Source organism: Methanosarcina baltica (assembly GCF_055394095.1).
In genome coordinates, this window is record NZ_AP042463.1 from 1,087,637 (window position 1) to 1,112,236 (window position 24,600).

A 24,600-nucleotide genomic window follows, 5' to 3' on the forward strand; every position below is an offset into this window, starting at 1 on the left:
CTTTAACTCTTTTTTTTGCTATTTGATTCTTGGGGTGAACCTGAGTCCTGATGAGAATTTGAGGGGGAAGAATCCGATTTCCAGGGGGAATTCGAGGGCGGGTAAACAGGCCCATGAGTCAGGGAAGTTGCGGGTTCGATGTGCACTATTACCTCGGAAACCCCGTCGAGCCGGGTTTTTAAGTATCTGCTGACCTGATGGGAAATAAGGTGCGCGTCTTCCACGGACATCCCGGGGTTGACAAGGAGATGCATATCGATCCTTATATCACCCATACTCCCCCGGGTCCGGATCTTATGGCAGCTTTCCACCCCTTTCACCTCGAGGGCCAGGCCGCATATATCTTCTTCATCCAGGCGGGCCATATCAAGGAGGGTCTCAGAACTCTGTTTTATGATAGACCAGCCGGCCCTGAGGATTAAGACCGAAATAAAAAGGGCGATTATCGGGTCCAGAAAGGGAAAACCAAACTTTGAGGCAAGCAGGCCCAGGATTACGGAAACCGATACGAAAATGTCACTTTTCGTATGCAGGGAATCCGCGATCAGGACCTGGCTATTTAAAGCGATTCCCCTTCCGGACTCGTAGCGGGTGACCAGGATATTGATGCCCATGGTCCCAAGCATGACAATAAAACTGATCAAAGTTACCTCGGGTACGGTTTCGGAATAAAAGCGCCCCAGGGACCCCATAAAGATCTCGAACCCCACAAAAATAAGGAGGAAAGCGATGAAAACCGAGGCAACAGACTCGTACTTCTGGTGCCCGTAAGGGTGCTCCTTATCGGGAGGTCTGGAAGCTACAAAGCTACCGGCAAGCCCCACGATATTCGAGACCCCATCAAAAAGAGAGTGATAACCGTCCGCCTGCATACTGAGGGTATTCGTAAGAGTCCCGTAGGCGAGTTTAGCAAAGGCCACAACAAAGTTCAGGAAAAGCACATAGAGAAGAACCCGCTGAATTTGCCTGAACCTGTGTATCATATGAAACCCTCATTAATGCAACTATCCTGCTGATGATGTCCTGAAAATCGGTTGAAATATATGAGTCCTGCCTTTTATAATATCCGGGCCTGCGGGGATAAAAAAGGACAGGATGAAAGGAAAAAAGAAAGAGACGGAAAAAAATTAAAGAAAATTCCAGAAAAGTTCCCGAAAAGTCCCCAAAAAGTCACGGAAAACAATATGGAAAAAAGGGACTGAACCCTTTTTACTCAGAGAGTCCTTCCCATTTCATATAGGCATCGACGATTTCCTGTCCTTCCAGGAAGACGAGCCCGTGCTTTTCTCCATATGCTTTCGAATCTTCCTTGGAAAGGGCCTTTCCGTTATTATCGTCGAGCATCTCGCAGACCACCATGACCGGAGTAATCCCGGCCATCCGGGCGAGAGCCACGGAAAGTTCGGTCTGGCCCCTGCGCTCGTCCAGGAGACCTGCGGCAGCCCGCAGGAGGGCAACGTGTCCGGGAGTACGGAACTCGTCCCCGAAATGTGGCGCGGCCCCATCAAGGGCTTTTTCCGCAATTTCCCCGATCTTCCGGATGGTGAACGCCCGTTCCTCGTCAGGGATCCCGGTCCGGGTATCCCTGTGGTTTACCCAGATAGAAAAAGAGGATTTGGAATCGTACTGGAGGTCTCCGACCTTTTCAACAACCTGACCAAGGTCCTCGTCCTGTTTGCTTGCGGCCCGGACAAGGTCCACCATGAAGGGCAGACCGAGCTGCTTTGAAGCGACCGGGTCCACGGCAACGCACATAAGACCTCCCGCATCTTTTCGCATCCACCGCACGTCCCTGAAACCAACAGCTTTTGCAGGGATTACAAAATCGGTTTCCCCTTCCCTGGAATCCGAATCGTAGATCAGGACCATTCCACCCGAACGCACAGCTTCCAGCGCACGGTTGATTTGTTCGTTCTCATATACCATACAGTTACATTCCGGGTGGTCGCAAACCTCATTTCCGTTCATTGTTGGGCCTCTATTCCCTGTTTTTCTATCAGGATATTTACTCTATCCCCGTCTTTCAGGCACAGGGTTTCCCTGAGCTTGACGGGGGAAATAATTTCGATTAATTCGCTGGGGTAGTGTGTCCTGTCAGGCACGATAAGCGCGGCTTTTTTTCCGCAGACCGTTACCCTGTAACATTTGCCGCCCCCATAAGTACGCTCCCCGTCATTGAAACCATTGATCTGCATGGCGAAGACTTCACTCAGGCGTTCCCGGCGGGAGGCGTTCTCCCCATCCAGCTGCAAATTCAGGGTTCCGGGAAACGGTTTAAAGTTCAGTTTTTCCTCGAACTGCTTATTATAGCCGGGGATGCCTATGTAGTACTGCCCCTCCCCGAGGCCTGTTAGCACCGTGCCCTCAAGTTCGAAGACTTCGGGGTCCGGGGAAAAAATCTGCCTGTATTCGGCATATTCGTTTTTGAGAATCTCAATCCCTTTATCTGTCATTTTTATCAACTGTCCGCCGGGCACGAGCTTGCGTTCGATCAGTCTTTTATCCTCCAGCCGTTTTAGTTTTCTGGAAACGGTCTGGGAACTACTCCCCACATGGGCCTTAAACTCAGTTGAAGAGACCTTAAGGGGTTTTTGCACTGCCCCCATGAGGGCAAGTTTCTTCAGATACTGGACATCCGGCACTCTCTGCACCTCGTTACCTTAATTTTGAGACGCGTCTCATATATGAGATGTAAGGGTATGAATGCAGAGATAATAAAGCTTTTCATATGGAGAGGCCGCAGGGGAAAAAACAAAAAATGAATGAAGGTGACAGGACACTTTAAAAAACAGCCTAAAAACACCCTCCCGGGGGAGATAAATATATAGTCCTTTGAATGCATGTACGGTTTGACTATGAAAAAGGAAATAGAAGTTGAATGTCCCTCATGCTCTCCTAAAGAAGAAGTTCTGCATGAGGTCCTGAAAGGTGGGCAGAGCCCTGTGGTCCGCTGCGAGGAATGCGGACAGGTGCACGCTGCGACGATTAAAAACCCCAAAATGCTGAAGGTAAATGTAGTTGTCAGCAAGAGGCAAATGTCCTTTACCTGCCAGACGGAACTTGATTCCGAGGCTGTTCTTTACGTGGACGACGAGATGGTGGTGGACGACGTGGAAGCCGACATTGTCTACCCGGTCCTCATAACCTCCCTTGAGATCGGGGAAAAACGTGTGGATTCCGCAAAGGCAGGAGAAGTAGGCACGATCTGGGCCAGGGCCATTGACGAGCTCACAATTAAATTCTCCGTGCAGTCCGGGGTCGAAAAGACGGAAGTTCTGGAAAAGAGAGTTTCCGGAGACCATGAATTTGTGGTAGGATTTCTAGAAAAAATAGGCAATGATAGCGTTCTAATTACAAAAATAAAGATAAGGGGCGGAGGTTTCAGGTCCATGAAAGGAGACGCTGTGGCCGCCAAATACATAAAAAGAATATTTGCTAAAAAGGGAAGAAGAAGGGCATGGGGAAGTGACTCGAAAAACGGCCCCTGGTGAGAAAAAAAGCGAAGAAAAAACGAAAGAAACCGACATCAGGGAAGAAAAGATCCGGGAAGAAGCAGAGGAACTTGAGGCCAAACGAAGAGGGCTTGTAAATTCCCTTGCGTACCTGGGGATATCTGAGGACGTCCTGACCGCCATGCTCCGGGTGCCAAGGCACGAGTTTGTCCCGGCCCACCTGCAAAGCGCGGCCTATGTGGACACCCCCTTAGAGATTGGCTGCAGGCAGACAATCTCCGCCCCCCACATGGTCGCCATCATGTGCGACCTCCTGGAACTTACCGAAGGGCAGAAAGTGCTTGAAATCGGGGCAGGCTCAGGATATAATGCGGCCGTCATGGCCGAACTGATAGGCAAAAGCGGGCATGTGTACACGGTCGAAAGGCATGAGGCCCTTGCAGAGTTCGCAAAAGCCAACCTGGAAAAAACGGGCTACAAAAATGTGACCGTCCTTCTGGAAGACGGCTCCCTTGGCTATCCCGACTTTGCACTCTACGACCGGATCTCGGTTACCTGTACCGCACCGGAAGTCCCGGAACCCCTGCTCGAACAACTTAAACCCGGGGGACTTATGGTAATCCCGGTGGGGGAATACATTCAGGAACTTGTCCTGATAAAAAAGGATGAGAACGGAAGAATATTCAGGGAAGAGAAAGGAAAAGTGGTTTTTGTACCTCTTATCGGGAAATACGGCTTCAAAAGCCGGTAAAAGCCATAAAATGAAAAAAACGGAAGCGTAAAAAATCCCTGATAATAAAATTAAGATACATAATAAGTAAGAAATAATTAGCTGTTTTTAACCTCTTTTTTAATAAATTAAGCAATAGATTTAATAACATTTTAATACAGGATAAACATACAAACAAATATGAGTGAGTATGAGGATTTTGAGGAAATTCATGTCAAAGAAGTCTATATAATCGACACCTTGAGCGACCCGACTCCCGTAGTCCTTCTGGAAAATGAAAAGGGAGAAATGCTCCCCATCTACATAGGACACCTTGAGGCCATGTCTATTAGCAATGTTCTCAAAAACGTATCTCATCCCCGGCCCATGTCCCATGACCTCCTGATTGATATTTTTAAGCGCACGAACATGAAGGTCGAAGGCGTGCTCATTGACGACAAGGTGGATAAAATCTATTACGCCCGCCTTCTTTTAAGGAAAGGAAAAAAAATCCTGCAGTTTGACGCAAGGCCCAGCGACTGCATCGCCCTAGCCCTCCGGACCAACGCCCCTATAAGGATCAGAAAAAATGTGCTTGAAAGCTCCGAAATCGAGGCCTCAAGGCTTGAAGGGGCTAGAGTAATGACCCTTTTCTAAAACCCAGATTCTGAGCCCGAGTTGCACTTCCCGAATTCCGATTCGGGAGCCCGAGTTGCATTTCCCGAGTTGCGCTTCGGGAGCACGCGTCCGTTTCGCTCGCTGCGCGAGCTCAAGTGGACTATAAACATTATTTTGGAGAAGAGACCTGAAAAACGCCAGAGCAACCTTAATGGCGTATCTTCATCGTTCTTCTTTCCGTGGTTTAACTTATTTTTAAATTAGTTAAAGAATTTTGACACCTGACGATATTCCTGTTCTGCTTTTCTCCTCATCGGCGTTTTTTTGATAGCTTAAGGCACGGCCGAGAAAATTGTGATAAGCTTTTAATAAGAATTGAATTCATTAATCCATAGATGCTCACAAAAAGAATTATACCATGCCTTGACGTGACCCTTGACAGAGCCGGCGGCTCGGTTGTCAAGGGCGTGGAATTCGTGAACCTGAAAGAAGCCGGTGACCCTGTTGAGATGGCGAAGCGCTACAACGAGGAAGGGGCGGACGAACTTGTTTTCCTGGATATCACGGCCTCGGTCCATGGTAGGGGAAACATGATCGATGTGATCGAAAGGACCGCAGACGAGGTGTTCATTCCCCTGACAGTTGGCGGAGGAATCAACAGCATCGAGGCTATACGGCAGACCCTGCGGGCGGGGGCGGACAAGGTTTCGGTCAATACGGCTGCGGTCAAGAACCCTGATTTTATCAGGGAAGGGTCCGAGATCTTTGGGGCTCAGTGTATCGTGACCGCCATAGACTGCAGGCGCAACACCAATGTCAAAGACAACCCCGACAGGACCATCCTTGAACTCGAAGATGGGACACCTGCCTGGTACGAGGTAGTTATTTACGGGGGCCGGGAGGGCACGGGAATCGATGCAGTCCAGTGGGCCAAAAAAGTGGAAGAACTGGGTTCCGGAGAAATCCTGCTCACCAGTATGGACCGGGACGGGACCTACACCGGATATGACATCCCGATCACAAGGAAGCTTTCCGAGGAACTGGACGTCCCCATTATCGCCTCGGGAGGAGTCGGAAACCCGGAACACATATATGAAGGTTTCTCTGCCGGTAAAGCTGATGCGGCCCTTGCGGCAAGTATTTTCCACTTCAGGGAATACTCAATCCCGGAAGTAAAGGGATACCTGAAGGAAAGAGACATCCCGGTCAGGCTCTGAAAAAAAAGCCCCCGGTTTTTTCTATTTTTTGACTCCGGGCCGGATTTGGAATTTAGTCCGACTTACAGGTACTTATTTATTTTTAGAGATTCAACCTATTAGTATAGATTTATTATCTGTAGTACATAATAAATAATGTTAGTTGCAAGGGGGAATCGAAAATGAGCGAAGCTGAGACATTGGAGTACTTTGAAGGACTCCAGATTCATATACTCAACAACACCAGCGATAACCTGATCCTGCACTCTCAGAAACTTGAAAAGGGGATGTTCAAAAAAGGCTGCAAATCCCCTGATAAAATTTCACCGGGAGAAGAGGTAAACTGCGAACTCGTAGCCTGCGAGGGGCGCTGTGAAGGTGGGGCCGACATTGAAGGCTGGATTAAATACTCATTTGAGAAACACGGAGGGGCCTGCAAACTCCACTTCAAATACCGCGGAAAGGAAGGACAGGTAACCCATTCCTGCACCTGCGTGGAAGAACACGGTGGAACAGTGATCTGCGAGCACGTGCCCGACAAACGGAACCAGAGGAAAATAAACTGGATAATCAACCAAAAAAGTTGAAAACCGGATGATAAGTTCAAAATTGATCGGTTAAAATCCAAAAAATGGTTGTCAGGTTATTTTCCTTACATTACCTTACCTTTACCTATTTTTTTCTTTTTTTATCATTCATTTTTCCTTCTGCACGACCCGGATTTTTTCGGACAGGGCAGGGCGGAGCAAACATTAATTAGACGGCAAGCTCTGTACCCTTTCCAATGACGTTTACAAAACCGGAACTGCTGGCTCCTGCCGGCAGCCTGGAAGCCCTCCGGGCCGCCGTGGAAAACGGAGCAGATGCCGTATACCTGGGAGCCAGGGCCTTCAGCGCCCGTGGGTATGCGACCAATTTTTCAGATAAGGAACTTGAAGAGGCAATTGACTACGCCCACCTGCGGGGAGTCAAGGTCTATGTCACCGTAAACACGCTTATCAAGGACGGGGAAATGGAAGAGGCCTTAAAACTCCTCTGCCGCCTGCACGAAATTGGTGCGGACGCCGTCCTTATCCAGGATCTGGGCCTCATTTCCCTGGCCGGGAAATACCTGCCCGACTTACCCCTGCACGCAAGCACCCAGATGACGCTGCACAACAGCGAAGGGGCTCTATTCGCAAAGGAGATGGGAATGGAAAGGGTCGTGCTTTCCCGGGAGTGTTCCCTGGAAGAACTTCGCCAGGTCCGGGAAACAACAGGGCTTGAAGTCGAGGCCTTCATGCACGGGGCACTCTGTATCTCTTACTCCGGCCAGTGCCTCATGAGCAGCCTGATCGGGGGCCGGAGCGGAAACCGGGGCTACTGCGCCCAGCCCTGCCGGAAAAAGTATCGCCTGAAAAAAGACGGGAAAACAGTTGATTTTGGAGAGAAGAAAAGGAGAAGAGGGGAGGAAAAAAGGAGAGAAGGGGAGGGAAAGAAGGTAAAAGAAACTTCAGGCCCCTACCTCCTGAGCCCGAAAGACCTCTGCACCGCGCCCTTCCTGCCCGCTCTGGTCGAGGCCGGGGTCGCGTCCTTCAAGCTTGAAGGCCGGATGAAGCGCCCGGAGTATGTGGCAGGGGTCGTCGGGACTTACCGCCGCCTGCTCGATTGCTGCCTTAACTCCCCAGAAAGCTATTCGGTCAAACCGGAGGAAGCCGAAACCCTTGAACAGCTTTTCAACCGGGGTTTTACGGATGGCTACTTTTTCAAAAACCCCCGCGGAGCCCTCATGAGCCGGGAAAGGCCCCATAACCGGGGAGTTTTCACGGGCAGGGTCCTCGACTACGACCGGAAGAGAAAAAGCGCCACCGTGGAACTTGCGGCCACTCTTTCTGTGGGAGACGGTATTCTTTTTACCGAAAGCCACCCGACGGGAAAAGCGGATGCTGAAGCAAAAGAAGAAGGCTGGGTAATCCACCGCATGTACCGGGGAAGAGAGGCCGTAAAGGAAGCCGGGGCCGGAGATGTTGTGGAAATTCCCTTCGAGAAGGAAATCCCTGCGGATAGCGCCGTGTACCGGACCTTTGCAAAGGCCCTTATGGAGGCCCTTGAAAAAAGTTTTACAGCGGAAAGCCCCCTCAGGCAGGTGCCCGTAAGCCTGAAAGTGGAGATTGCCGCAGGCCGGCCCCTTGCCCTCACCCTCTCGGACTTTGATTCCGACAGTGTGAGCGTCGAGTCCGAATACCTGGTCGAAAAACCCCTCAAAAAACCCACGGAAAAAGAGCAGATAGTCCAGCAGTTTTCCAAACTCGGAAACACGGGCTTCAGGCCGGAAAAAATTGATATTGACCTTAAAGAAGAGGTCTTCATCCCGATAAAAGAGATAAACCTGCTCAGGAACCGGGCCGTGGCCGAACTTGAGAAACTAAGGATATCAAAGGCAAAACGTGAGGAAGGAAACCTGTGCCAGGACTTCCAGCTGCCCGCAGTTCCGGAGAGGCCTGAAAATGGGGAGGAGAAGGGAGAAGAGAAGGGAGAGGAAAAAACCTCCACGGAAAAGCCTGTGCTTTCAGTTTCCGTGTATTCCCCGGAAGCCCTCGAAGCCGCACTTACAGGTGGGGTGGACCTTGTCTACTACGGAGAAGGGCTCTTCTCTCCCGGAAGAAGAAGAGAAAAAGAAAGGGAAAAAGAAAACCCTGAACAAAACCTCGAAAGTGCAGTCCTGCTGGCCCGGGAAGCCGGAAAGAAGATCTACTTTATGACCCCCGGGATAGTGAAAGATTCCGAAATGGAAGCCGCAACCGAAATTATTCAGGCCGCAAAAAGTCTGAAAGCGGACGGGGTGCTCGTCGCAAACCTCGGGGTGCTCAGGCGGGCAAAGGCCCTCAAGGTCCCATTTATTGTGGACAGCCCCCTGAACGTCTTTAACAGTTATTCTCTGGACTTTTTCAGCAGGGAGGGCGCGGAAAGGACGACTCTTTCCCCGGAGCTGACCCTGAAAGAAATAAGCCCGATTGCAGCAAGAGGACCCGTGGAGTGCATTGTCCACGGCAGGCTGGAACTGATGGAGTCCGAACACTGCGTTGTGGGAGGCCTTTTGGGTGGGAATAAAAAGCGCTGCTCGTCCCCATGCAGGACCGGGAACTTTTCCCTTACGGATGAGAAAAACTACGAATTCCCCCTTCTCCTGGACTCGTCATGCAGGATGCACCTTTTAAATTCCAGACCCCTCTGCATGATCGACCAGATCCCCAGACTGATCGAAGCCGGAATCTCAGGCCTTAGAATCGAGACCCTGGGAATGGATGACGGAGAAGAAGAAAGCGGAGAGAAAATCCGGGCCCTGACCGGGGCTTACAGAAAAGCAATCGACCTGTACCTTGAAAATGGGAAAACCGGACCCGAAAATTGTGAGGATTCGGGAAGAGAATTTACGACCGGGCACTATTTCAGAGGGGTCCAGTAAAAAATCAGGAAGTGTCGGAAAAGGGAAGGGGAAACAAGATGCTCGATCAAAGAAAGGAAGACAAAAAAATGGAAGTGGAAACAGCAGGCTCGAAAACCCCGTTAAAAATATTCCTTTCAGGCTCGATCCGGGGAGGCCGGGACCTCCTCCCAACCTACCGCCTCATATACGAGCTCCTGCAGGAAGCCGGGGCTGAGGTTGTGAGCTGGCACGTTGTGGACCCCGACCTCGAAACTGTTGAATCGGAAATGACGGAAGAAGATATCTATGCGCGAGACATGGGCCTGCTTTTTGAAAGTGACGCCCTTGTGGCCGAGGTCACGCTGCCTTCCCTCGGGGTGGGCTACGAAATCTGCCGGGCCCTTGCAAAGGGTTTGCCGGTGCTCTGTCTCCACCGACCGGAGGCTGCCGTATCCGCCATGCTGCTCGGAAACCCGGGGCCGGACCTGAAGGTTCTGGAGTATTCGGGCCCGGAGGAACTAGAGAAATATATTATAGAGTTTATAGAATGTATCGAATCAGGCAAAAAGAGAAACTCGACCCGGAAGACCGGATAAACCGGACTTCCCGGGCTCCTGACATTAACAATAATTAAATAACCGGATTCCATACTATAAGCCATGGAAGTAACGGTAATAGCAAGTCTGATACTTGCGCTGATAGCGGCCTTCATCCTGTACAAGGTCCTAAAGACCATCAAAAATATGGTGGTAAACACTGTCATCGGCTTAGTAATTCTTTTTGCGGCAAAGTTTTTACTCGGGCTTGACATAGCAATAAACGCGATAACCATCATGATCTGCGCAATTGCGGGCGTTGTCGGGGCCCTGATAGTCATCCTCCTGAGCTATCTGGGAGTAGGTTTCTGAAGAAAAATCCGGCCCCCTGTTTTTAAAAACAGACACGATTATTTAAACGGAGCTGCCCTGAATGGCACCTTCCATGATTTCTTCTTTTTCGGAGTTCTTCTTTTCCGTATTTTTTTTGATGACCTGCACTTAGGAATGAGTCAAATATAATATCAAGTATTTTTGTTTACCATTCCTTAACCACGGAAAAGCACGGAAGGACACGGAAACCGGCCTGATGGCCGGTGAGTAAGTTGGATCTTTATGCAATAGGATTCAAAAAATGCCCAGGATTCTTTAAAAAGGACGAAAAAATGCTGGAAAAAACGTAATTGCCGTCTTCCCCGAGTTCCGTTTCGGCACCCAAGTTTCGCTTCGGGATCACAGGAAATCGAAGATTTCCTGGGAGTTGCACTGCAAGTGCAACAGCACGGGGTCCGTTTCGCTCGCTTTGCGAGCTCAAGCGGACGAAAAAACGCCAGAACAACCTTAAATATTGTATTCCTGCCGTCTTTTTCCGTGTATTCCGTGTTTTCCGTGGTTTGAATGCACACACACCAAACACCCCCTCACACAAAAACACAACATGTATGAGTATGAAGCAACTCCCAAAATAAAACATGAAGTTATATTTTCACCATTCCTTAGTTTTCTCACATAATTTTGGAACTGAGTCATCGGACCGGACAGTTATATTATTTGTGAACTACCCCTGAGCTAAAGGCTCAGGGATTTTCTGCTATATTTTTATAAAATTAATTATATAATGATTGTCTGAAAACCCCTGGCTGAAACATTCAGGAGGAGGAGACAAAATTCATGGTTGAAAAGATGAGCTCCAGGGAGCGTTTTATCAATGCGCTCGAAAGAAAAGAAGTGGACCGGGTCCCTTACGGATACCTCTGGTTTGGCGCAGGACATGCGGTGCTGGAGCGGATGGGGAAAAGTCTCAAAGATGTTTATTATTCGGCAGAGGGAATTGCAAGGGCGCAAATCCTTGCCCGGGAGATGTACCACCACGATAACGTGATGTCCCCCTGGGGCTGCCTCCTTGTGGAAGCTGAGGCGCTTGGATCGAAGATGAAGATCAAGGAAAACGGGTACCCGACCGTGGAGAAATACGCTCTGAAATCTGCTGGAGAACATGAAAAGCTTGATCCTGAAGCCATCGGGCGGTCCGAACGGGTAAAGACCGTAGCCGGGTCAATCGAAATCCTCAAAAAGGAAATCGGGGACGAGGCCTTTATTAGCGGGGCAACGCTGGCTCCCCTGATGCTGGCGTCTCAGGTCCTGGGAGGGAGCAGGCTCTGCATTGACATGCTTAGAGCTCCCGAAGCCTTCCATGCCCTGCTCGAAAAACTTACGGAAAGCTGCATCCTCTTTGCCGACTCCATGCTTGAAGCCGGAGCTGATGGCATCTTTGTCGAAAACGGAGAGAGTACGGCCGACCTCTTCAGCCCTCAAATGGCAGAAGAGTTCATGCTGCCCTACACTAAGAAACTCTACGACCATATCAAGGCAAAGGGAGGATACGTAATTTCCCACAACTGCGCAGCCCTTGCCTTCCACGACCTGGAAATGAAACTTGAGCCCCATGCCCTCAACTTTGCCTTCGGGGATGTCAAACTGCTTGGGAAAAAGTACGGGGTCGAATGCATGAAACTCCACAACCACAACAATATAGGCTGCGGCCCCAGGCATTGCTTCAAAGAGTTTAAAGCTTTCTCCGAGGCCGGGATCTGCCTCATGGGCAACATCATCCCGGACGCCCCCCTGACCGGTTCCAGAGTCGAGATCGAGCATGAAGTGAAAAGCTGCCTTGAAGCTGCTCCCGAAAAAGGTTTTATCCTTTCCACAGGCTGCGAAATCCCACTGAACACACCGCCTGAGAAAATGGAAATGCTCTGGGATGCTGTAAAAGCAAGGATTTAAGATTACACTACAGACAACTGGCCAGTCAGATAGATAAAAGGGGCCTCCGAAATCCAAAAAGCACAGACTCCGGAAACAGCCCCATGAATACGAAAAAGAATCAGAGCAGCCGGAAAATGCCCCGGAACTGCTGCCTGAGGTAGACCTCACCCCTGAATTTTTTTTCTCTTTTAACTTCCTGAAAGTCAAGGACCTCAAAACCCTCAAAAAGCGAGAGGATTTCATCTTCCGTGAAATAGTGGTAAATAATCCCGGTCTGCCTCAAAAAAGTATTTTTTTCCGCAGGCTCACCCGCAGGCCCGGCAGGTTCCCCTCCATAACGCATGTCTTCGGAGCCAAAGGCCTCGAAAAAGACCAGGCCACCTTTCCTGAGCACCCGCTTAAATTCCCTGACCGCGACATTTCGCTCGGACTGGAAAAGGTGCTGAAGGACTCCGTAGCAGAGTACGGCATCAAAAGAGCCGGGCCTGAAAGGAAGGGTGTGGATGCTGGCTGCCACGTGTTCAGCCGCAAACCTGCTTTTTGCAAGTCTGGTCCTTGAGCTTTGAAGGGCCGTAAAGGAGACATCGGCCCCAACCGCACGGTAATATTTCGCAAGCTCTTTGAGGTAGCGGCCATTTCCGGAGCCTGCATCGAGAAGGCCGGAGCCTTCGGGCAGATACTCTTTTACCTGGGCGATAGAATTGGGGCCACCCCACTGGAGATGGGCATATTCCTTATCCCAGGCCAAAAAGTGAGCCATTGAAGAAAGTCCTTCTTTTTCAGGCCGGTCCGTTTTTTCTGTCATGATCATATCTCAAATCCCTTAACCACGGAAAGACACGGAAACCGGCCTGATGGCCGGGGAGTAAGTCGGATCGTTATATAATCGGATTCAAAAACACCATGGATTCTTGAAAGAGGACGAAAAAATGCCAGCACAACCTTAACTGTCGTCTTCCGGCCGTTTTTTTCCGTGTGTTCCGTGTGTTCCGTGGTTTCTGAGTTTTGCCAGGAATTTTTTAACCACAAAAGGACACGGAAACGGTTAACTGAATACTCCAAATTTTAATTATCCGTCCGTGTTTTTCCGTACCTTCTGTAGTTTTCAGGTTTTGCTTTTTCAAATACCAGGAAGATCTGAATTATTTATTCAGGACCGGAAACGGAAGCTTCTCTGAACCTTTCGACCAGGAAAGGCTGCTCGAAGGAGGAGAGGAACCAGCCGGCTTTGGGCCCTGAGGCCTGCCCGAGGATTGCGGTGTAGATTGCCTGGAAGAGCTCTTTCGGGTTGACCTCGATCTCTTCGGGAGAAACGCCCAGAGTTGCGGCAATTTTGCCCATCAGTTCGGAGTCCGGGGTCTTTGCGGAGTAGACGAGAGCATGGTAGTCTTCCCCTGTGAGTTCGCCGCTTTCCTCGATCATTTCTGCAAAAGCGCCCAGGAAGGCCTTCTGGAAGTCCGAAAGGGTCACGACCTCAGCGGGCATGGTTTCTTTTACGCTGAACTTCGCAAAGGGAGGAGCATATTGTTCCAGCCAGTTCGAGACATTTTCCGCAAGCTGCTTGACGGACTTTTCGTCCTCGTCTTTGAAGCCCGAGCGTTTCACGATCTTCAGGATCTGGTCGAAATCCCCGCTGGCCGCCTGGAAGATTGTGACCATATGCTTGAAGGGGATTTCGGACTGGACGATCCCGCTTGCTCTGGAAAGCTCGTAAATGCGGCGGTCAAAATCCCCGAGTTTCGGGTCTTCCTCCCTGAAACGGTCCCTGAGCTTTTCGTACTCGTCCACGAGGGTGAGGAGGGGCTGACCGGGGTCGAACTTGATGTGCTTTTCAGGCTTTGTCCTTATGATAAGGTAGCGCAGGACCTCAGGAGGCACGACTTTCAGCATCTCGCTAATCGAAACCACAACCCCTGTTGAAGAGGACATGGCCCCTTTCTGCCCGAGCATTATCCATTCATAAACAATCGGTGAGGGGGGCTGATGGGAGAAAATCTCTTCCGCGATGCGAATTCCGGTATCGTAGGAGCCGCCCCTTGAGGCGTGGTCTTTTCCGAAAGGCTCGATTGTAACGCCCAGAATACCCCAGCGAGCGGGCCAGTCCACGCGCCAGGTAAGCTTGCCTCCTCCTTTCATGAGTGCGGTCCCCTTATGCCCGCAGGAACATTCGTAATCCACGCTCTCCGCGTCAACATCAAAGCCCGTTACCTTCGTGCTGGTAATTTTGCCACATTCGGAACAGAGAGGGTTAAAGGGGCTCCAGTCCTCTAACACGGTTTTTCCGGAAACTTCTTCGAGAATTTTTGCGATTTCGTCTCTTTTCTGAAGGGCGGTCTTGATCGCTTCCACATACATGCCGCTCTTATACATATCGGCGGCCCGGTAAACTGTCGGGGAAATCCCGAGGCTCTTTAAGGCCTCCAGAAAGGGTTTGAGGAAATGCTCGGCATAATTTGCACATTCCCCGCAGGGGCAGGGGACTTCGGAAAGGGGTTTTCCGACGTGTTCAGCGTAACTTTCCGGCAGGAAAGGATAGACCTTTCTGAGAGGGTCGTAGGTATCGGCGATGTAGATGAACTCGGCCTCCGCGCCCCTGTCCAGGAGTGCCCTGTATGCAGCGTCCGCTGTCACAACTTCCCTCATGTTGCCGATATGGATGTGGCCCGAGGGGGTAATCCCTGTAGCAACGAGGTGCTTGCTGCTCTTTTTAAACGTATCTTCAGCAATAACATCTGCCCAGTGAATGATATCTGTCATAGTTCCACCATTTTTTTTAGAATAATAAGGAGATTTTTTTAAATGATAATAGTATCAGTATGAAAAATTGCCAGGAAAACCAGAACAAGCCTGCCTTTTCGGATCAGGCGACCTTATAAGGTCCGGGCATAGAGGGGGCTGCATTAAGTGTTTTAGTCCTTTCCGGCATTTTCCGGCCAGGCCTGAATACAGTTAGTATCAGGGCCGTTTTTGCCTCCTTTAATTATCCTGTATTATTATAAACTTTGGTTCTGCCGCAGGCTCCCGCAAAAACAAAACAGGAAAAATACGAAATAATGTTTTAGGCCCCTGGAGTTCCCACTATTATAAAACAAGAAAAAACAAAACAGAATTTGTTTTGGGAACATAGAGAAAAAAAGAAAAATGGAGGTTTAAAGGCAAGCATACTCTGGCATTTTTCAGATAAATTGAGATTTAAAAATGGCCCAAATTCAGCAAAACAAGTAAACTTGAGTTGCTAATCAAATATAGTACAGTACTAGTATATAAAGATATCGAACGATAAAAAATAAGCAAAACCCCCGAAAAAGGTAATGGGTTTTGAGGAGAGTTGTTGATCATTCCAAAAACTGAAAGTCACGAATAACTGGAAGCCAAAACCATATGCGAATAACCTGAAAAAAGAGAACAGTTCCAGAACGAAATAACCTGAAAAGGAAAATAAATCCAGACAGGCCTGAAACCTGCCTGAAAATAGGCCCTGAAAAGAAAGCCCCCAAAACGGAGAGGGGCCTCTGATCGTTTAAGCCGTTTTTAAGCCGTTTTTTAAGCCGTTTTTTAAACCGTTTTTTAAACCGTTTTTTAAACCGTTTTTTAAGCCGTTTTTTAAACCGTTTTTTAAACCGTTTTTTAAGCCGTTTTTTAAACCGTTTTTTAAGCCGTTTTTTAAACCGTTTTTTAAACCGTTTTTTAAGCCGTTTTTTAAGCCGTTTTTTAAGCCGTTTTTTAAGCCGTTTTTTAAGCCGTTTTTTAAGCCGTTTTTTAAGCCGTTTTTAAATGAAATTATGCGATCTGCTTCCTGAACTTATCACAGCAGTTGATCTCAATATCGAGGAGTTTCTCGATGTTCATCTTTGCGGCGATGCCCTTTGCGGCACCTGGCACAGAGGTGATGACCCCGATGTCGAGTTCCTCACGGAGTTCTCTCATGACGTACTCGTCGGAGAGGTCCATGGATTCGACGCCAAGTTTCTTTGCTACGAATTCCTTTGCTTCCCCGATTCTCATGTTCTTTGAGAATTCCATCCTTGCAACAAGGTCACCGGCTGCGCGGATACCGGTCATACCGGAGGCCATGATGTGGGAGATTGGCATACCCAGTGGGTCGCCAACTCCGATCTATATGCCGTCTACGCCTGCGATTTCAACCATTGCCTTGCTGGCTCTGGTCACAGCGTCGATAGGTGGGGTCTCAAGCATTGGGATACCGCCGACACCCATTCCCATGTCAACATGGCAAGGGAGGTTGGAGGCTTCGACTGCTGCCTTCATGAAGGTAACAGAGCGGGAGAGGTTCCAGGCTGAGGTCTTACTGGTGTTGGTGTTGCACACAGGTCCGAAGACGTTTGCGCCAGCTTTTTCAAGCAATGGAGCCTGCTCGTGGGGCCAGAGACCTGCGAGGGTTGTGCCGTCGTACTTGAGTTCTCCGTGCATACCGAGTACACATTCCCCGGCCATACCGGCTTCAATGTACATGTTCGGGAATTCTTTCCTGAGAGCTTCGATTGCGTGGAGGGAACCGTACATGTCCCCATCTCCTGCTGCCCCGACGGTGTCGAAGTTAATCCCGTCTGCTCCGCAGGCGAAGAGTTTCTGCATAATCCACACGGTGTCCCTGGTAAGGTGTTCTGCTGCGTGTTCCATGGCGTCCCAGGCTTCCTGAATCTTGAAAGCCTTCATGAGGTCGCCGGGGTTCTCGAAAGGACCGTCAGGAGTATAGTACAATCCCATGTTAGGCATTGCGCCGTAGAACATAGGAACGATCATGTTCTGCTGGCAGGTCTCCATTGTCTGGCACTCGTTGGAAATAACGGTCTTGACAGGTTTGTAACTGTAGTCGATGTGGCCGAGTTCCATTGTGTCGGCCCCAAAGGCTCTCTCGTGCATCATGCAACCGACAAGACGGCTGGAGGGGATACCCACACCGCTGTTACCTTGATCTCCATCAAGCCTGAGGGTCCCGATATCGTGGGTGACAGGTACTTCCATACCCTGTTCCACACTCACGGTCTTTCCGGGCATCATGATGATTTCTGCCAGCTTGTCCATCTCGTTGCCGGAAAGAGCGGAGATTGCACCGAGGTCTGCAGCGTCTGCGGAACCTGCTACGATCTCTTCAAGGATCCTTTCCTTTGTCAGGAAGATACGCTTACCGTCTCCCATCCTTAAAGTATATTCTTTTGCCATTTTTTTCACCTTATAATCTTAATAAAAGAAAGCTTTCAGGAAAACTCAGAACTGTAGTATTAAGATTCCAAAGTATCTCAGTAAATAAGAACCACAAATGGACACGGATACACACGGATTAAAGTTATCTGTGTTCATCTGTGTTCATCCGTAGTTTATTCTTAAATTTTGGAATCGATGTAGTAGCTTAGAACTGAGACACGAAGGTCCTTGCCTGATAAAGGGCGAGTACCGCCAGGACCACGATAAGAACCATCCATGTGATGTGCCCTGCGGGTACGAAAGAATTTGCCCAGTAGGCGTTGTACGCTTCCATTGCAGCTGCGGTTTGTACCATTTATTGAGCCTCCTTTGCTTACACATACCTTATGCAGGCATCTGAACTCCGGACTTTCCCGAAGTCAGTGATCACATACCGGTGCAGAAGGAAACCTTTTTTGTAGGTCCCATCCTCATCGACCTTCTGCTCGATATCCTTGAGCATCCCACCGGATGCCAGTTCTATGATGTCGAAGTTGATGCTGTCCCTGCAGTAGTCACTTTCCATGCAATACTCATCCTGGACCTTTGAGACAATATCATAGTTCCAGTGTTCTTTTTCATCCAGGAAAAGTTCCAGGATCCTGAACTTAATAGGCCTATTTCCCATCTTAATCACCTCTCAGAGATTCAAGTTCACTTGTGTCTTCCGTAATCATAATGAAACTCCCGGCAACACAAAGCGCTCCTCCGACCAGGATCGTCCAGCTCGGAGCATCTCCGAAGAAGAGGAAGATGAAGATAATAGCAAACAACCCGTAGAGGTTCCCGATCCCCTGGCCACGTCCAACCCCGATGAGCGGGAAAGACTTGTACCAGCAGACGTAACAGAACCCAAAGGTGATTCCTGCAAAGATCATAACCAGCATGGTCATGGGCTCAAAGGCCTGGAAAGCAAAGGAGTACATTGGATAACCAATCAATGCAAGCACGGGGATGATAATGACCCACCAGATTATGTTTTCACCAACAAATCTGAGGGTGAGGCCCACATCAGGCTCGGAAATATCAAGCCCTTTACCTGCGACAGCACCTTCAATACCCCAACCGGCAGCAGCCATAAGTCCGCCAAGATATCCGATCCACTGCACGTTTCCGGAAGAAAGCTCAGTTATAAGCCCGCCACCGAAGATCGTAATACCGCCGATAATAATGACTCCTATACCCATTGCTGCTCTTTTGGAGATCTTTTCCCCATACCAGTAGTAAGCCAGCACGGACCCGATAACCGGGTAGAGAAGAGCTGCGACGGCCGCAAACGCTCCGCCGATGAAACCCATAGCAATGAAAGAACCCAGGATTGCCATCGGACCGCCGAAAATAGAGGCCAGGAAAAACCACTTTGAACAGGGGTTGAACTCTTTTAGTGTCCTCTTCAGTTCGCCGAATTTTCCAAGTACTCCGTTCCAGAGCATTAGCGCAAGCATAACGGTAAGCGCATTAAAGGCCGTGATCAAAACCGCGGTAATGATAAGAGACGTCCCATCTCCGCTTGTAGCGGCAATAGTAGTGTACATTTCATCGAAGGGATTCAATACCCACACGACGGTTCCCGGCAGGTACCAGATACCCCAGAATACAGCACAGAAAAAGGCCCACATATACCCTTTACTGATTTTTCTCTTACTTTCCTGTTTTTTCAAGCTTTGCAAATCCACGAAAACTCCCTCCAATATTGCAAGCTGACTGCATGAGTTCTGACAAAAACGAGCAATTATGTCAAAATCTTACAGGCTTTCCGTACATAACGAACCATTTTACAGGTTCTGCGTAAATTGTGAACCTGTAACAGGTTTTTCATACATTGCAAACCGGCCCAAAAGGCAATATTCACAAGTAATGGTCCGTAAATGCTTAACAAAAAATATTATTTAGAAAAAAAATGCATCCGAAAGGATGCATTTTCTTCGTTTTTAAAGCCAGATGGCTTAAAGTAAAGCTTCTTTGACTTTGGTGACTGTGTCGGTTGCGTTTTCACCGTAGATGTCGGCACCGATCTGGTCTGCCCAGTCCTGGGTGCAGGGAGCTCCACCGACCATGGTCTTGATCTGGTCGCGGATACCTGCTTCTTTAAGCTGCTCTTCGAGCTGGATCTGGAGAACCATTGTAGTGGTCATGAGGGCGGAGGATGCAACAACTTCCGGCTTCATTTCCTTTGCCTTTTCTACGAAGGTAGAGACTGCGACATCTCTTCCGAGATCGACTACGTCAAACCCGCCGATGCTGAGCATGGAAGCAACAATGTCCTTACCAATGGAGTGAATATCCCCTTCGATTGTACCGATTATGACAGTACCTTTGGAGGTGGTCTGGGACTTTCTCCTTGCCATTTCGGGCTTGAGGACTGTGATCCCTGCGTTCATTGCTTCTGCGGCTGCAAGAACGTGAGGGAGGAAAAGGGAACCCTGTTCGAACTTTTCACCGACGATCTGCATGCCTGCGGTGAAACCTTTCTCGATGAGTTCTACGGGGTCGATGTCTGCTGCAAGGGCTTCCCTTGAAGCTTCTTCAGCTATCTCAGCTTCAAATTCGGTGATTGATGCCAGTGCTTTTGCTATAATTTCTTCTTTGCTTGCCATTTTTAGATCTCCTGAGTATTTTGAATTAAATAATCCCGGTTTTGCCTTTACCTGCTGTCTCTGAAGGCCTTGTCTGCTCTGTCAACAACAGCCTGCATGTTTGCGAGAACTTCAGCGCCGAGTTCAGGCACTACGTGGTTCTTGAGGATGTCTACTACCTTTTCGTGAGCAACGGTTGCGAGGTCCTTGGAACCTGCGTGTTCCCAGTCTCCGAACATCTTCCTGTCGATGAGCATTGGGTTGGAGGGATAATCCACGAGTTTCATGGTCTTCTTAAGTGCAAGGAAGTTGTTCCCGATGCCTACCTTCTGTATGGATTCGATGTCGAGGGTTTCCTCGGAGACAGGGACCCCTTCCATGACTTTTTTGGTCATCTGAACAATGTCGTTGTCGATAACGAGCTGTTCCATGGAGAAGGTCATACCAAGCTCAAGCATCCCTGCACCGTAGATGGTGTTTGCGCCAGAGAGGGCAGGAAGCAGACAGGTGAGTGTCTTTTCGTGACCGGACTGGGTGTCAGGGACCTTGGCGTCAGACTAAGTGCCTGCAACGAAAGAAGGAAGGCCGTAGAACTGTGCGAGTTTTGCAGCGGATGCACTGATGAGACCGAGTTCAGGAGATCCGACAGGTGCCGTACCCTTCTTCAGGTCGAAGGTTGTGGTGGAACTGCCGTACATACAGGCGGCACCGGGTTTTGCAAGCTGAGCGAGCACGATACCGGAGAGAACTTCGGCGTTATGGGTCACAAGGGTTCCTGCAAGGTAAACCGGGGAAGATCCGCCGGACATTGCCATACTCAGGACATTAAGAGGAATCCCGAGGCGGGCACCCTTGATGATAACCTGGCAGGCATTGACACTGAGCTCGAGTGGGCTGGTTGGGCAGAGCAGCATGGAGAAGATGGGGTTCAATCTTGCCATTTCTGCGTCCCCACCGTAATATGCGACTGCGAGGTCCCAGTAGTACTCGACGTTTTCACCGACAGGGTCGATGTGGTGGAAGTGCTTCTGAGTGTTGGTCAGGGAAGTGAAAGTTTCGTGGACGTCCTGTGCGCCCTTGCCTGCCCAGTCCCTTGCGGAAACAGGGAGGGAGAAGTAGTCAATGTTTTCTGCCCAGTCACAGAGTCTTGCGATTTCTGCGATGTCATTGTCAACGGAGTCAACGGTGGTGTACTTGCCAGGGGCTTCGTACTTGCACATCTTGACACCGGTACCGAAGCAGGTCCAGTGTACCTTTCCGCCGCACTCCATGAGGGTGTTGTACTTCTTTTGACGGCCAGCGAGGGTGAACCTTGAGGGGGCGAGCTGGAGTGCCTTTCTTATAAGGAACTCAGGGATCTTTACGACCTGGGTCTCTTCGTTTACTTCACAACCGTTTTCCTTGAAGATCTGCCTTGCTTCAGCGTCAGAGACCTGGATACCAGGGGTCTGCATGACTTCCATTGTGGCATAGTGGATTGCCTTGAGCTCTTCAGTAGTGAAAAGGTTTAATTCCACACCGTTAAGGGTGCGGCTTCCTGCAACTGCATTATTTTGTGCCATTTTTAAAAACCTCCGAAAAAATTAGAGTTATAAAAGAAGTTCCTTTGCCTTTGCCACAGCTTCGCTTGCGTTTTCCGCATAGCAGTCTGCGCCAATCTTTTCTGCCCATGCCTGAGTAGCAGGTGCTCCTCCGACCATCACTTTGACACTGTCCCTCATGCCTTCTTCCTTCAGGAGTTCAATAACTTCCTTCTGGCCCGGGAGGGTGGTGGTCATAAGTGCGGAAAGCCCGATCATGGTAGCATTGACTTCCTTTGCCTTGTCGATGAAGTTCCTGATTGGGACATCTCTTCCGATGTCGTGGACTTCAAATCCGGCAGACTGGAGCATGGTAGACACGATTGCCTTTCCGATGTCGTGAACGTCGCCTTCTACGGTTCCGTTAACGATAACGCCCATTTTGTTCCCATCCGCACCTTCTGGCATAAGGTCCTTGAGGGCATTGACACCCTGGGTCATTGCGTCTGCGGCCATCATTACATGGGGCAGGAAGAGTTTACCTCTTTCAAAAAGAGTTCCGACCTGGTTCATACCTACTGCAAGGCCATTTTCGATAATTACAGCGGGATCAATCTTCCCTCTTGCTTTTTCGACAGCGGCAAGTACGTTATCTTTCTTACAGGAAACTATTGCATCGGACAGTTCCTGAAGTAGTTCTTCGTTGCTAATGGTGCATCCTCCATATTATTTTTAATCAGATACCTGATTACCTGCAATTATCTGTCATTGATTCCCGGATCATGAGCCACACGATGATAGCCAAAGCTAAGCTGATAGCGCAGAGTCCAGAAGAACCGGCCCCACATTGAGAAAGCCAAGGCTAGTTCAGGTAGGGGTTCATGAGTCACAGAGGAAGCAATTCAAACACTCATAAATGGGATCATGAGTTGTCCGAATGGGAGTCACGGTACCCGGGAGTGGGAGTTGAAGTTCTCACGGGTGTGAGTCCACCTTCATTGTGGATTGGGAGAGCATGAATGATATGGGGTTCATGAGTTTTTGATATCGGGAAACATGCTTTGGACATTATTCAATGATTCCCTGCCATTAACTCGTAATATCACAGGTATCTCCACTAATGACTTGCAAAGTACTGGTATAAATATTTTGCTGATGGGTTGTGAGCCTTTTGGGAAATAGTATATATACTTTTATTTATCATCTTTGAAACAGTGGCCTTATTGTAAAATGTGCCCGGCATAAAGCAAAAAATATATATATTAGCTAGTATAATTAGTTCTGAATAATAAATAAAAAATAATTGCATCCAGACCTCAAGGGAATGCCAACCCGGAAAAAAGGCAGAGTTCAAACATACAGTTCTGGAACCCAAAACCCTCTTTTTTATAGACTTATACAGACATTTCAGGATCGGCCTCCTTGCTGGATGATTACTGCATTTACAGAACACCTCTCTTTAACTCAGGATGCAAAGAGAGAAAAACATGTCCTGAAGGAAATTACTCTATGCGGGAGACTTGGCCCCGGATTGGGCGGAACGCAATATTATTTGTTTTTTTGAAATATTCCCGAAATAAAAAGATTGATTCTTAAAAAAATAAAAAAAGGAAAATATTTGAAGTAGTCAATAAGCCCTGAAAACAAAGGGGCCTATAGATATCGTTTTTTAATGAGTAATATATAATATCATTAAAAAAATAATTATAAATTTAATGCTTATATATATTTTTTGGTTGACCCATCAGGCTGCTTGTAATCCATGATGCAGAGAGAATAAGCCCTGTTAGCCAATTCCAACATTTTAGAGTCGTCCCTGGCAATTTCCTTTCCGAAAGAACGGGCCAGGTACTCCGCAAGGTCTGCAACCTTCGGGTCCCCATCACCCCCGGCCTCAGTAAGGTTCTGCATACAACCCCCACAGTTTGTGATGATAAGGTCACAGCCAAGTTCCGCGGCGGCCCTGTGCCGGTCGGAGGCAATGTCCAGAGACTTTTCCGGGGAGCTTATCCTGACTCCACCCCCGAAGCCACAGCAGGCCGAGTTCTCAGGGCTTTTGTTGGCAAGCTCCGTTCCGGGAACCGCTTCAAGGACAGCCCTGGCCTCCCTGTAAACCCCCATGCTCCGGGTAAGGTGGCAGGGGTCATGGTAAAAGACCCTGTGTTCGAGCGGAATTTTCGGGACAAGTTTACCTTCCCGAAGAAGCCGCTCCAGATACTGGGAAATCTGAAGGACCTCAAAGTCCTGTTCCCCGAACATCCTGGGATAAATTTCCTTAAAAGCCTTGAAACAGCCCGGACAGGCTGTAACCAGGACTTTCACTCCTCTCTTTTTGAGTTCTTCCAGGTTCTTTTCCGCCTTCCTTTGAAGAGGCCCCGGATTCCCGGCTCCCGCAGAAACCGCCCCGCAGCAGTATTCAAGCCCACTCATAACCGAGTAATCAACTCCGGCTTCCTCAAGCAGAGCCACGGCCGCCTCGGCCATGCTGGTGTTGATGTAGGTCGCAGCACAGCCCGGAAAGTAAACGACAGGAGCAGGCCCGGCTTTAAACTCCGGGACTTCAGGCTCCCCGGTCATTTCGAGAATTTTTCTAAAAATGTTGTTTTCAGCATCCGGGTCAACCATGGTCTGCCGATCTCCGAGACCTCTTTCCCCAACAAGTTTCATCCGAGCAGGCGAAATAAGCATCTTAAGCCCCAGGCCCTCAGGACAGGCCTCGACACAGAGCCCGCAGGTCAGACAGGAAGAAAGCTTTTCCGGCTCAATTCCAGCCTCGCCCTCAAGAAAAGCGTATAATTTTTCAATAAGTCCAATATCCTCATGCATCGGGCAGACTTCCAGACATTGCCCGCAGAGCGTGCACAGTTCCTTATGCTTGGTCACAGGGTCCATTTTTGAAACTCCATCTAAAAAGTACAGAAATTATCAGTCCTGTCCAGAGCAATTCAGGGCATACTTAAAAACTTTATCGGAATCTGGCCCTGGATATTTAAAATATTTTCAGCTCCAATTCCGGCCCATCTTTTAAAAAAAGATAGGACTAAATCAAACAAACTCCCATTATAATCAAGTACCAAAATTCTATAACCAATATCAAAAGAAAATTTAAATTACGGA

Annotated in this window: 21 protein-coding genes and 2 pseudogenes; 10 read left to right on the forward strand and 13 right to left on the reverse strand. The window is 49.0% G+C overall.

Annotated features, from left to right (window positions below):
• Window positions 1–2: 2 nt before the first annotated feature.
• Complete coding sequence (locus tag ACZ5QV_RS04750; protein ID WP_464601458.1) at window positions 3–983, reverse strand: cation diffusion facilitator family transporter; 981 nt, start codon at window positions 981–983, stop codon at window positions 3–5.
• A 60-nt stretch (window positions 984–1,043) separates the two neighbouring features.
• Here ACZ5QV_RS04750 and ACZ5QV_RS04755 point away from each other — a divergent pair, with 60 nt between their 5' ends.
• Window positions 1,044–1,202: a hypothetical protein gene (locus ACZ5QV_RS04755; protein ID WP_464601459.1), complete on the forward strand. Its 159-nt coding sequence runs from the start codon at window positions 1,044–1,046 to the stop codon at window positions 1,200–1,202.
• A gap of 7 nt (window positions 1,203–1,209) precedes the next feature.
• Here the strand turns inward: ACZ5QV_RS04755 and ribB are convergent, their stop codons facing one another.
• Both ribB and ACZ5QV_RS04765 read right to left on the reverse strand, forming a co-directional pair.
• Entirely contained in the window at window positions 1,210–1,968 is a 759-nt protein-coding gene (ribB, locus tag ACZ5QV_RS04760; protein WP_464601460.1) for a 3,4-dihydroxy-2-butanone-4-phosphate synthase, read from the reverse strand.
• A complete protein-coding gene (locus tag ACZ5QV_RS04765) occupies window positions 1,965–2,642 on the reverse strand; it encodes a winged helix-turn-helix domain-containing protein/riboflavin kinase (RefSeq protein WP_464602032.1) in 678 nt (225 codons plus the stop codon). The genes ribB and ACZ5QV_RS04765 overlap by 4 nt, the downstream gene beginning before the upstream one ends.
• Window positions 2,643–2,855: 213 nt before the next feature.
• Here ACZ5QV_RS04765 and ACZ5QV_RS04770 point away from each other — a divergent pair, with 213 nt between their 5' ends.
• From ACZ5QV_RS04770 to ACZ5QV_RS04810, 9 genes are all read left to right on the forward strand, one after another.
• On the forward strand, window positions 2,856–3,491 hold the full coding sequence (locus tag ACZ5QV_RS04770; protein ID WP_464601461.1) for an HVO_0476 family zinc finger protein: 636 nt from the start codon (window positions 2,856–2,858) through the stop codon (window positions 3,489–3,491).
• Complete coding sequence (locus ACZ5QV_RS04775; protein ID WP_464601462.1) at window positions 3,466–4,203, forward strand: protein-L-isoaspartate O-methyltransferase; 738 nt, start codon at window positions 3,466–3,468, stop codon at window positions 4,201–4,203. Before ACZ5QV_RS04770 ends, ACZ5QV_RS04775 begins: the two co-directional genes overlap by 26 nt.
• A gap of 159 nt (window positions 4,204–4,362) precedes the next feature.
• The gene (locus tag ACZ5QV_RS04780; RefSeq protein ID WP_464601463.1) at window positions 4,363–4,818 is read left to right on the forward strand and encodes a bifunctional nuclease family protein; all 456 of its coding nucleotides are present in this window, start codon (window positions 4,363–4,365) and stop codon (window positions 4,816–4,818) included.
• A 356-nt stretch (window positions 4,819–5,174) separates the two neighbouring features.
• Entirely contained in the window at window positions 5,175–5,996 is an 822-nt protein-coding gene (hisF, locus tag ACZ5QV_RS04785; RefSeq protein WP_464601464.1) for an imidazole glycerol phosphate synthase subunit HisF, read from the forward strand.
• A gap of 161 nt (window positions 5,997–6,157) precedes the next feature.
• On the forward strand, window positions 6,158–6,562 hold the full coding sequence (locus tag ACZ5QV_RS04790) for a hypothetical protein (RefSeq protein ID WP_464601465.1): 405 nt from the start codon (window positions 6,158–6,160) through the stop codon (window positions 6,560–6,562).
• A gap of 197 nt (window positions 6,563–6,759) precedes the next feature.
• Window positions 6,760–9,420 carry a U32 family peptidase gene (locus ACZ5QV_RS04795; RefSeq protein ID WP_464601466.1) on the forward strand — a complete coding sequence of 887 codons (2,661 nt, stop codon included), beginning with the start codon at window positions 6,760–6,762 and terminating at the stop codon, window positions 9,418–9,420.
• A gap of 38 nt (window positions 9,421–9,458) precedes the next feature.
• Entirely contained in the window at window positions 9,459–9,977 is a 519-nt protein-coding gene (locus ACZ5QV_RS04800) for a nucleoside 2-deoxyribosyltransferase (RefSeq protein ID WP_464601467.1), read from the forward strand.
• A 63-nt stretch (window positions 9,978–10,040) separates the two neighbouring features.
• Window positions 10,041–10,289 (forward strand): pro-sigmaK processing inhibitor BofA family protein, encoded by a 249-nt coding sequence (locus ACZ5QV_RS04805; RefSeq protein WP_464601468.1) that lies wholly within the window; start codon window positions 10,041–10,043, stop codon window positions 10,287–10,289.
• Between the two features lie 798 nt (window positions 10,290–11,087).
• The gene (locus tag ACZ5QV_RS04810; RefSeq protein WP_464601469.1) at window positions 11,088–12,200 is read left to right on the forward strand and encodes a uroporphyrinogen decarboxylase family protein; all 1,113 of its coding nucleotides are present in this window, start codon (window positions 11,088–11,090) and stop codon (window positions 12,198–12,200) included.
• Window positions 12,201–12,300: 100 nt separating this feature from the next.
• Here the strand turns inward: ACZ5QV_RS04810 and ACZ5QV_RS04815 are convergent, their stop codons facing one another.
• The 10 genes and pseudogenes from ACZ5QV_RS04815 to ACZ5QV_RS04860 form a co-directional block, all read right to left on the reverse strand.
• Window positions 12,301–12,987 carry a class I SAM-dependent methyltransferase gene (locus ACZ5QV_RS04815; RefSeq protein ID WP_464601470.1) on the reverse strand — a complete coding sequence of 229 codons (687 nt, stop codon included), beginning with the start codon at window positions 12,985–12,987 and terminating at the stop codon, window positions 12,301–12,303.
• Window positions 12,988–13,328: 341 nt separating this feature from the next.
• Entirely contained in the window at window positions 13,329–14,939 is a 1,611-nt protein-coding gene (gene lysS / locus ACZ5QV_RS04820; protein WP_464601471.1) for a lysine--tRNA ligase, read from the reverse strand.
• Between the two features lie 1,023 nt (window positions 14,940–15,962).
• Window positions 15,963–17,366: pseudogene (gene mtbB, locus ACZ5QV_RS04825) on the reverse strand ([dimethylamine--corrinoid protein] Co-methyltransferase).
• Between the two features lie 187 nt (window positions 17,367–17,553).
• Complete coding sequence (locus ACZ5QV_RS04830) at window positions 17,554–17,703, reverse strand: hypothetical protein (protein ID WP_464601472.1); 150 nt, start codon at window positions 17,701–17,703, stop codon at window positions 17,554–17,556.
• Window positions 17,704–17,721: 18 nt separating this feature from the next.
• Window positions 17,722–18,015 (reverse strand): hypothetical protein, encoded by a 294-nt coding sequence (locus ACZ5QV_RS04835; RefSeq protein ID WP_464601473.1) that lies wholly within the window; start codon window positions 18,013–18,015, stop codon window positions 17,722–17,724.
• 1 nt (window position 18,016) lies between these two features.
• Window positions 18,017–19,063 carry an EamA family transporter gene (locus ACZ5QV_RS04840; protein WP_464601474.1) on the reverse strand — a complete coding sequence of 349 codons (1,047 nt, stop codon included), beginning with the start codon at window positions 19,061–19,063 and terminating at the stop codon, window positions 18,017–18,019.
• A gap of 270 nt (window positions 19,064–19,333) precedes the next feature.
• Window positions 19,334–19,984: a methyltransferase cognate corrinoid protein gene (locus ACZ5QV_RS04845; protein WP_464601475.1), complete on the reverse strand. Its 651-nt coding sequence runs from the start codon at window positions 19,982–19,984 to the stop codon at window positions 19,334–19,336.
• Between the two features lie 47 nt (window positions 19,985–20,031).
• A pseudogene (gene mttB, locus ACZ5QV_RS04850) lies at window positions 20,032–21,525 on the reverse strand ([trimethylamine--corrinoid protein] Co-methyltransferase).
• Window positions 21,526–21,552: 27 nt separating this feature from the next.
• Window positions 21,553–22,194 (reverse strand): dimethylamine corrinoid protein MtbC, encoded by a 642-nt coding sequence (gene mtbC / locus ACZ5QV_RS04855; protein ID WP_464602033.1) that lies wholly within the window; start codon window positions 22,192–22,194, stop codon window positions 21,553–21,555.
• A gap of 1,008 nt (window positions 22,195–23,202) precedes the next feature.
• Complete coding sequence (locus ACZ5QV_RS04860; RefSeq protein WP_464601476.1) at window positions 23,203–24,375, reverse strand: (Fe-S)-binding protein; 1,173 nt, start codon at window positions 24,373–24,375, stop codon at window positions 23,203–23,205.
• Window positions 24,376–24,600: the final 225 nt, after the last annotated feature.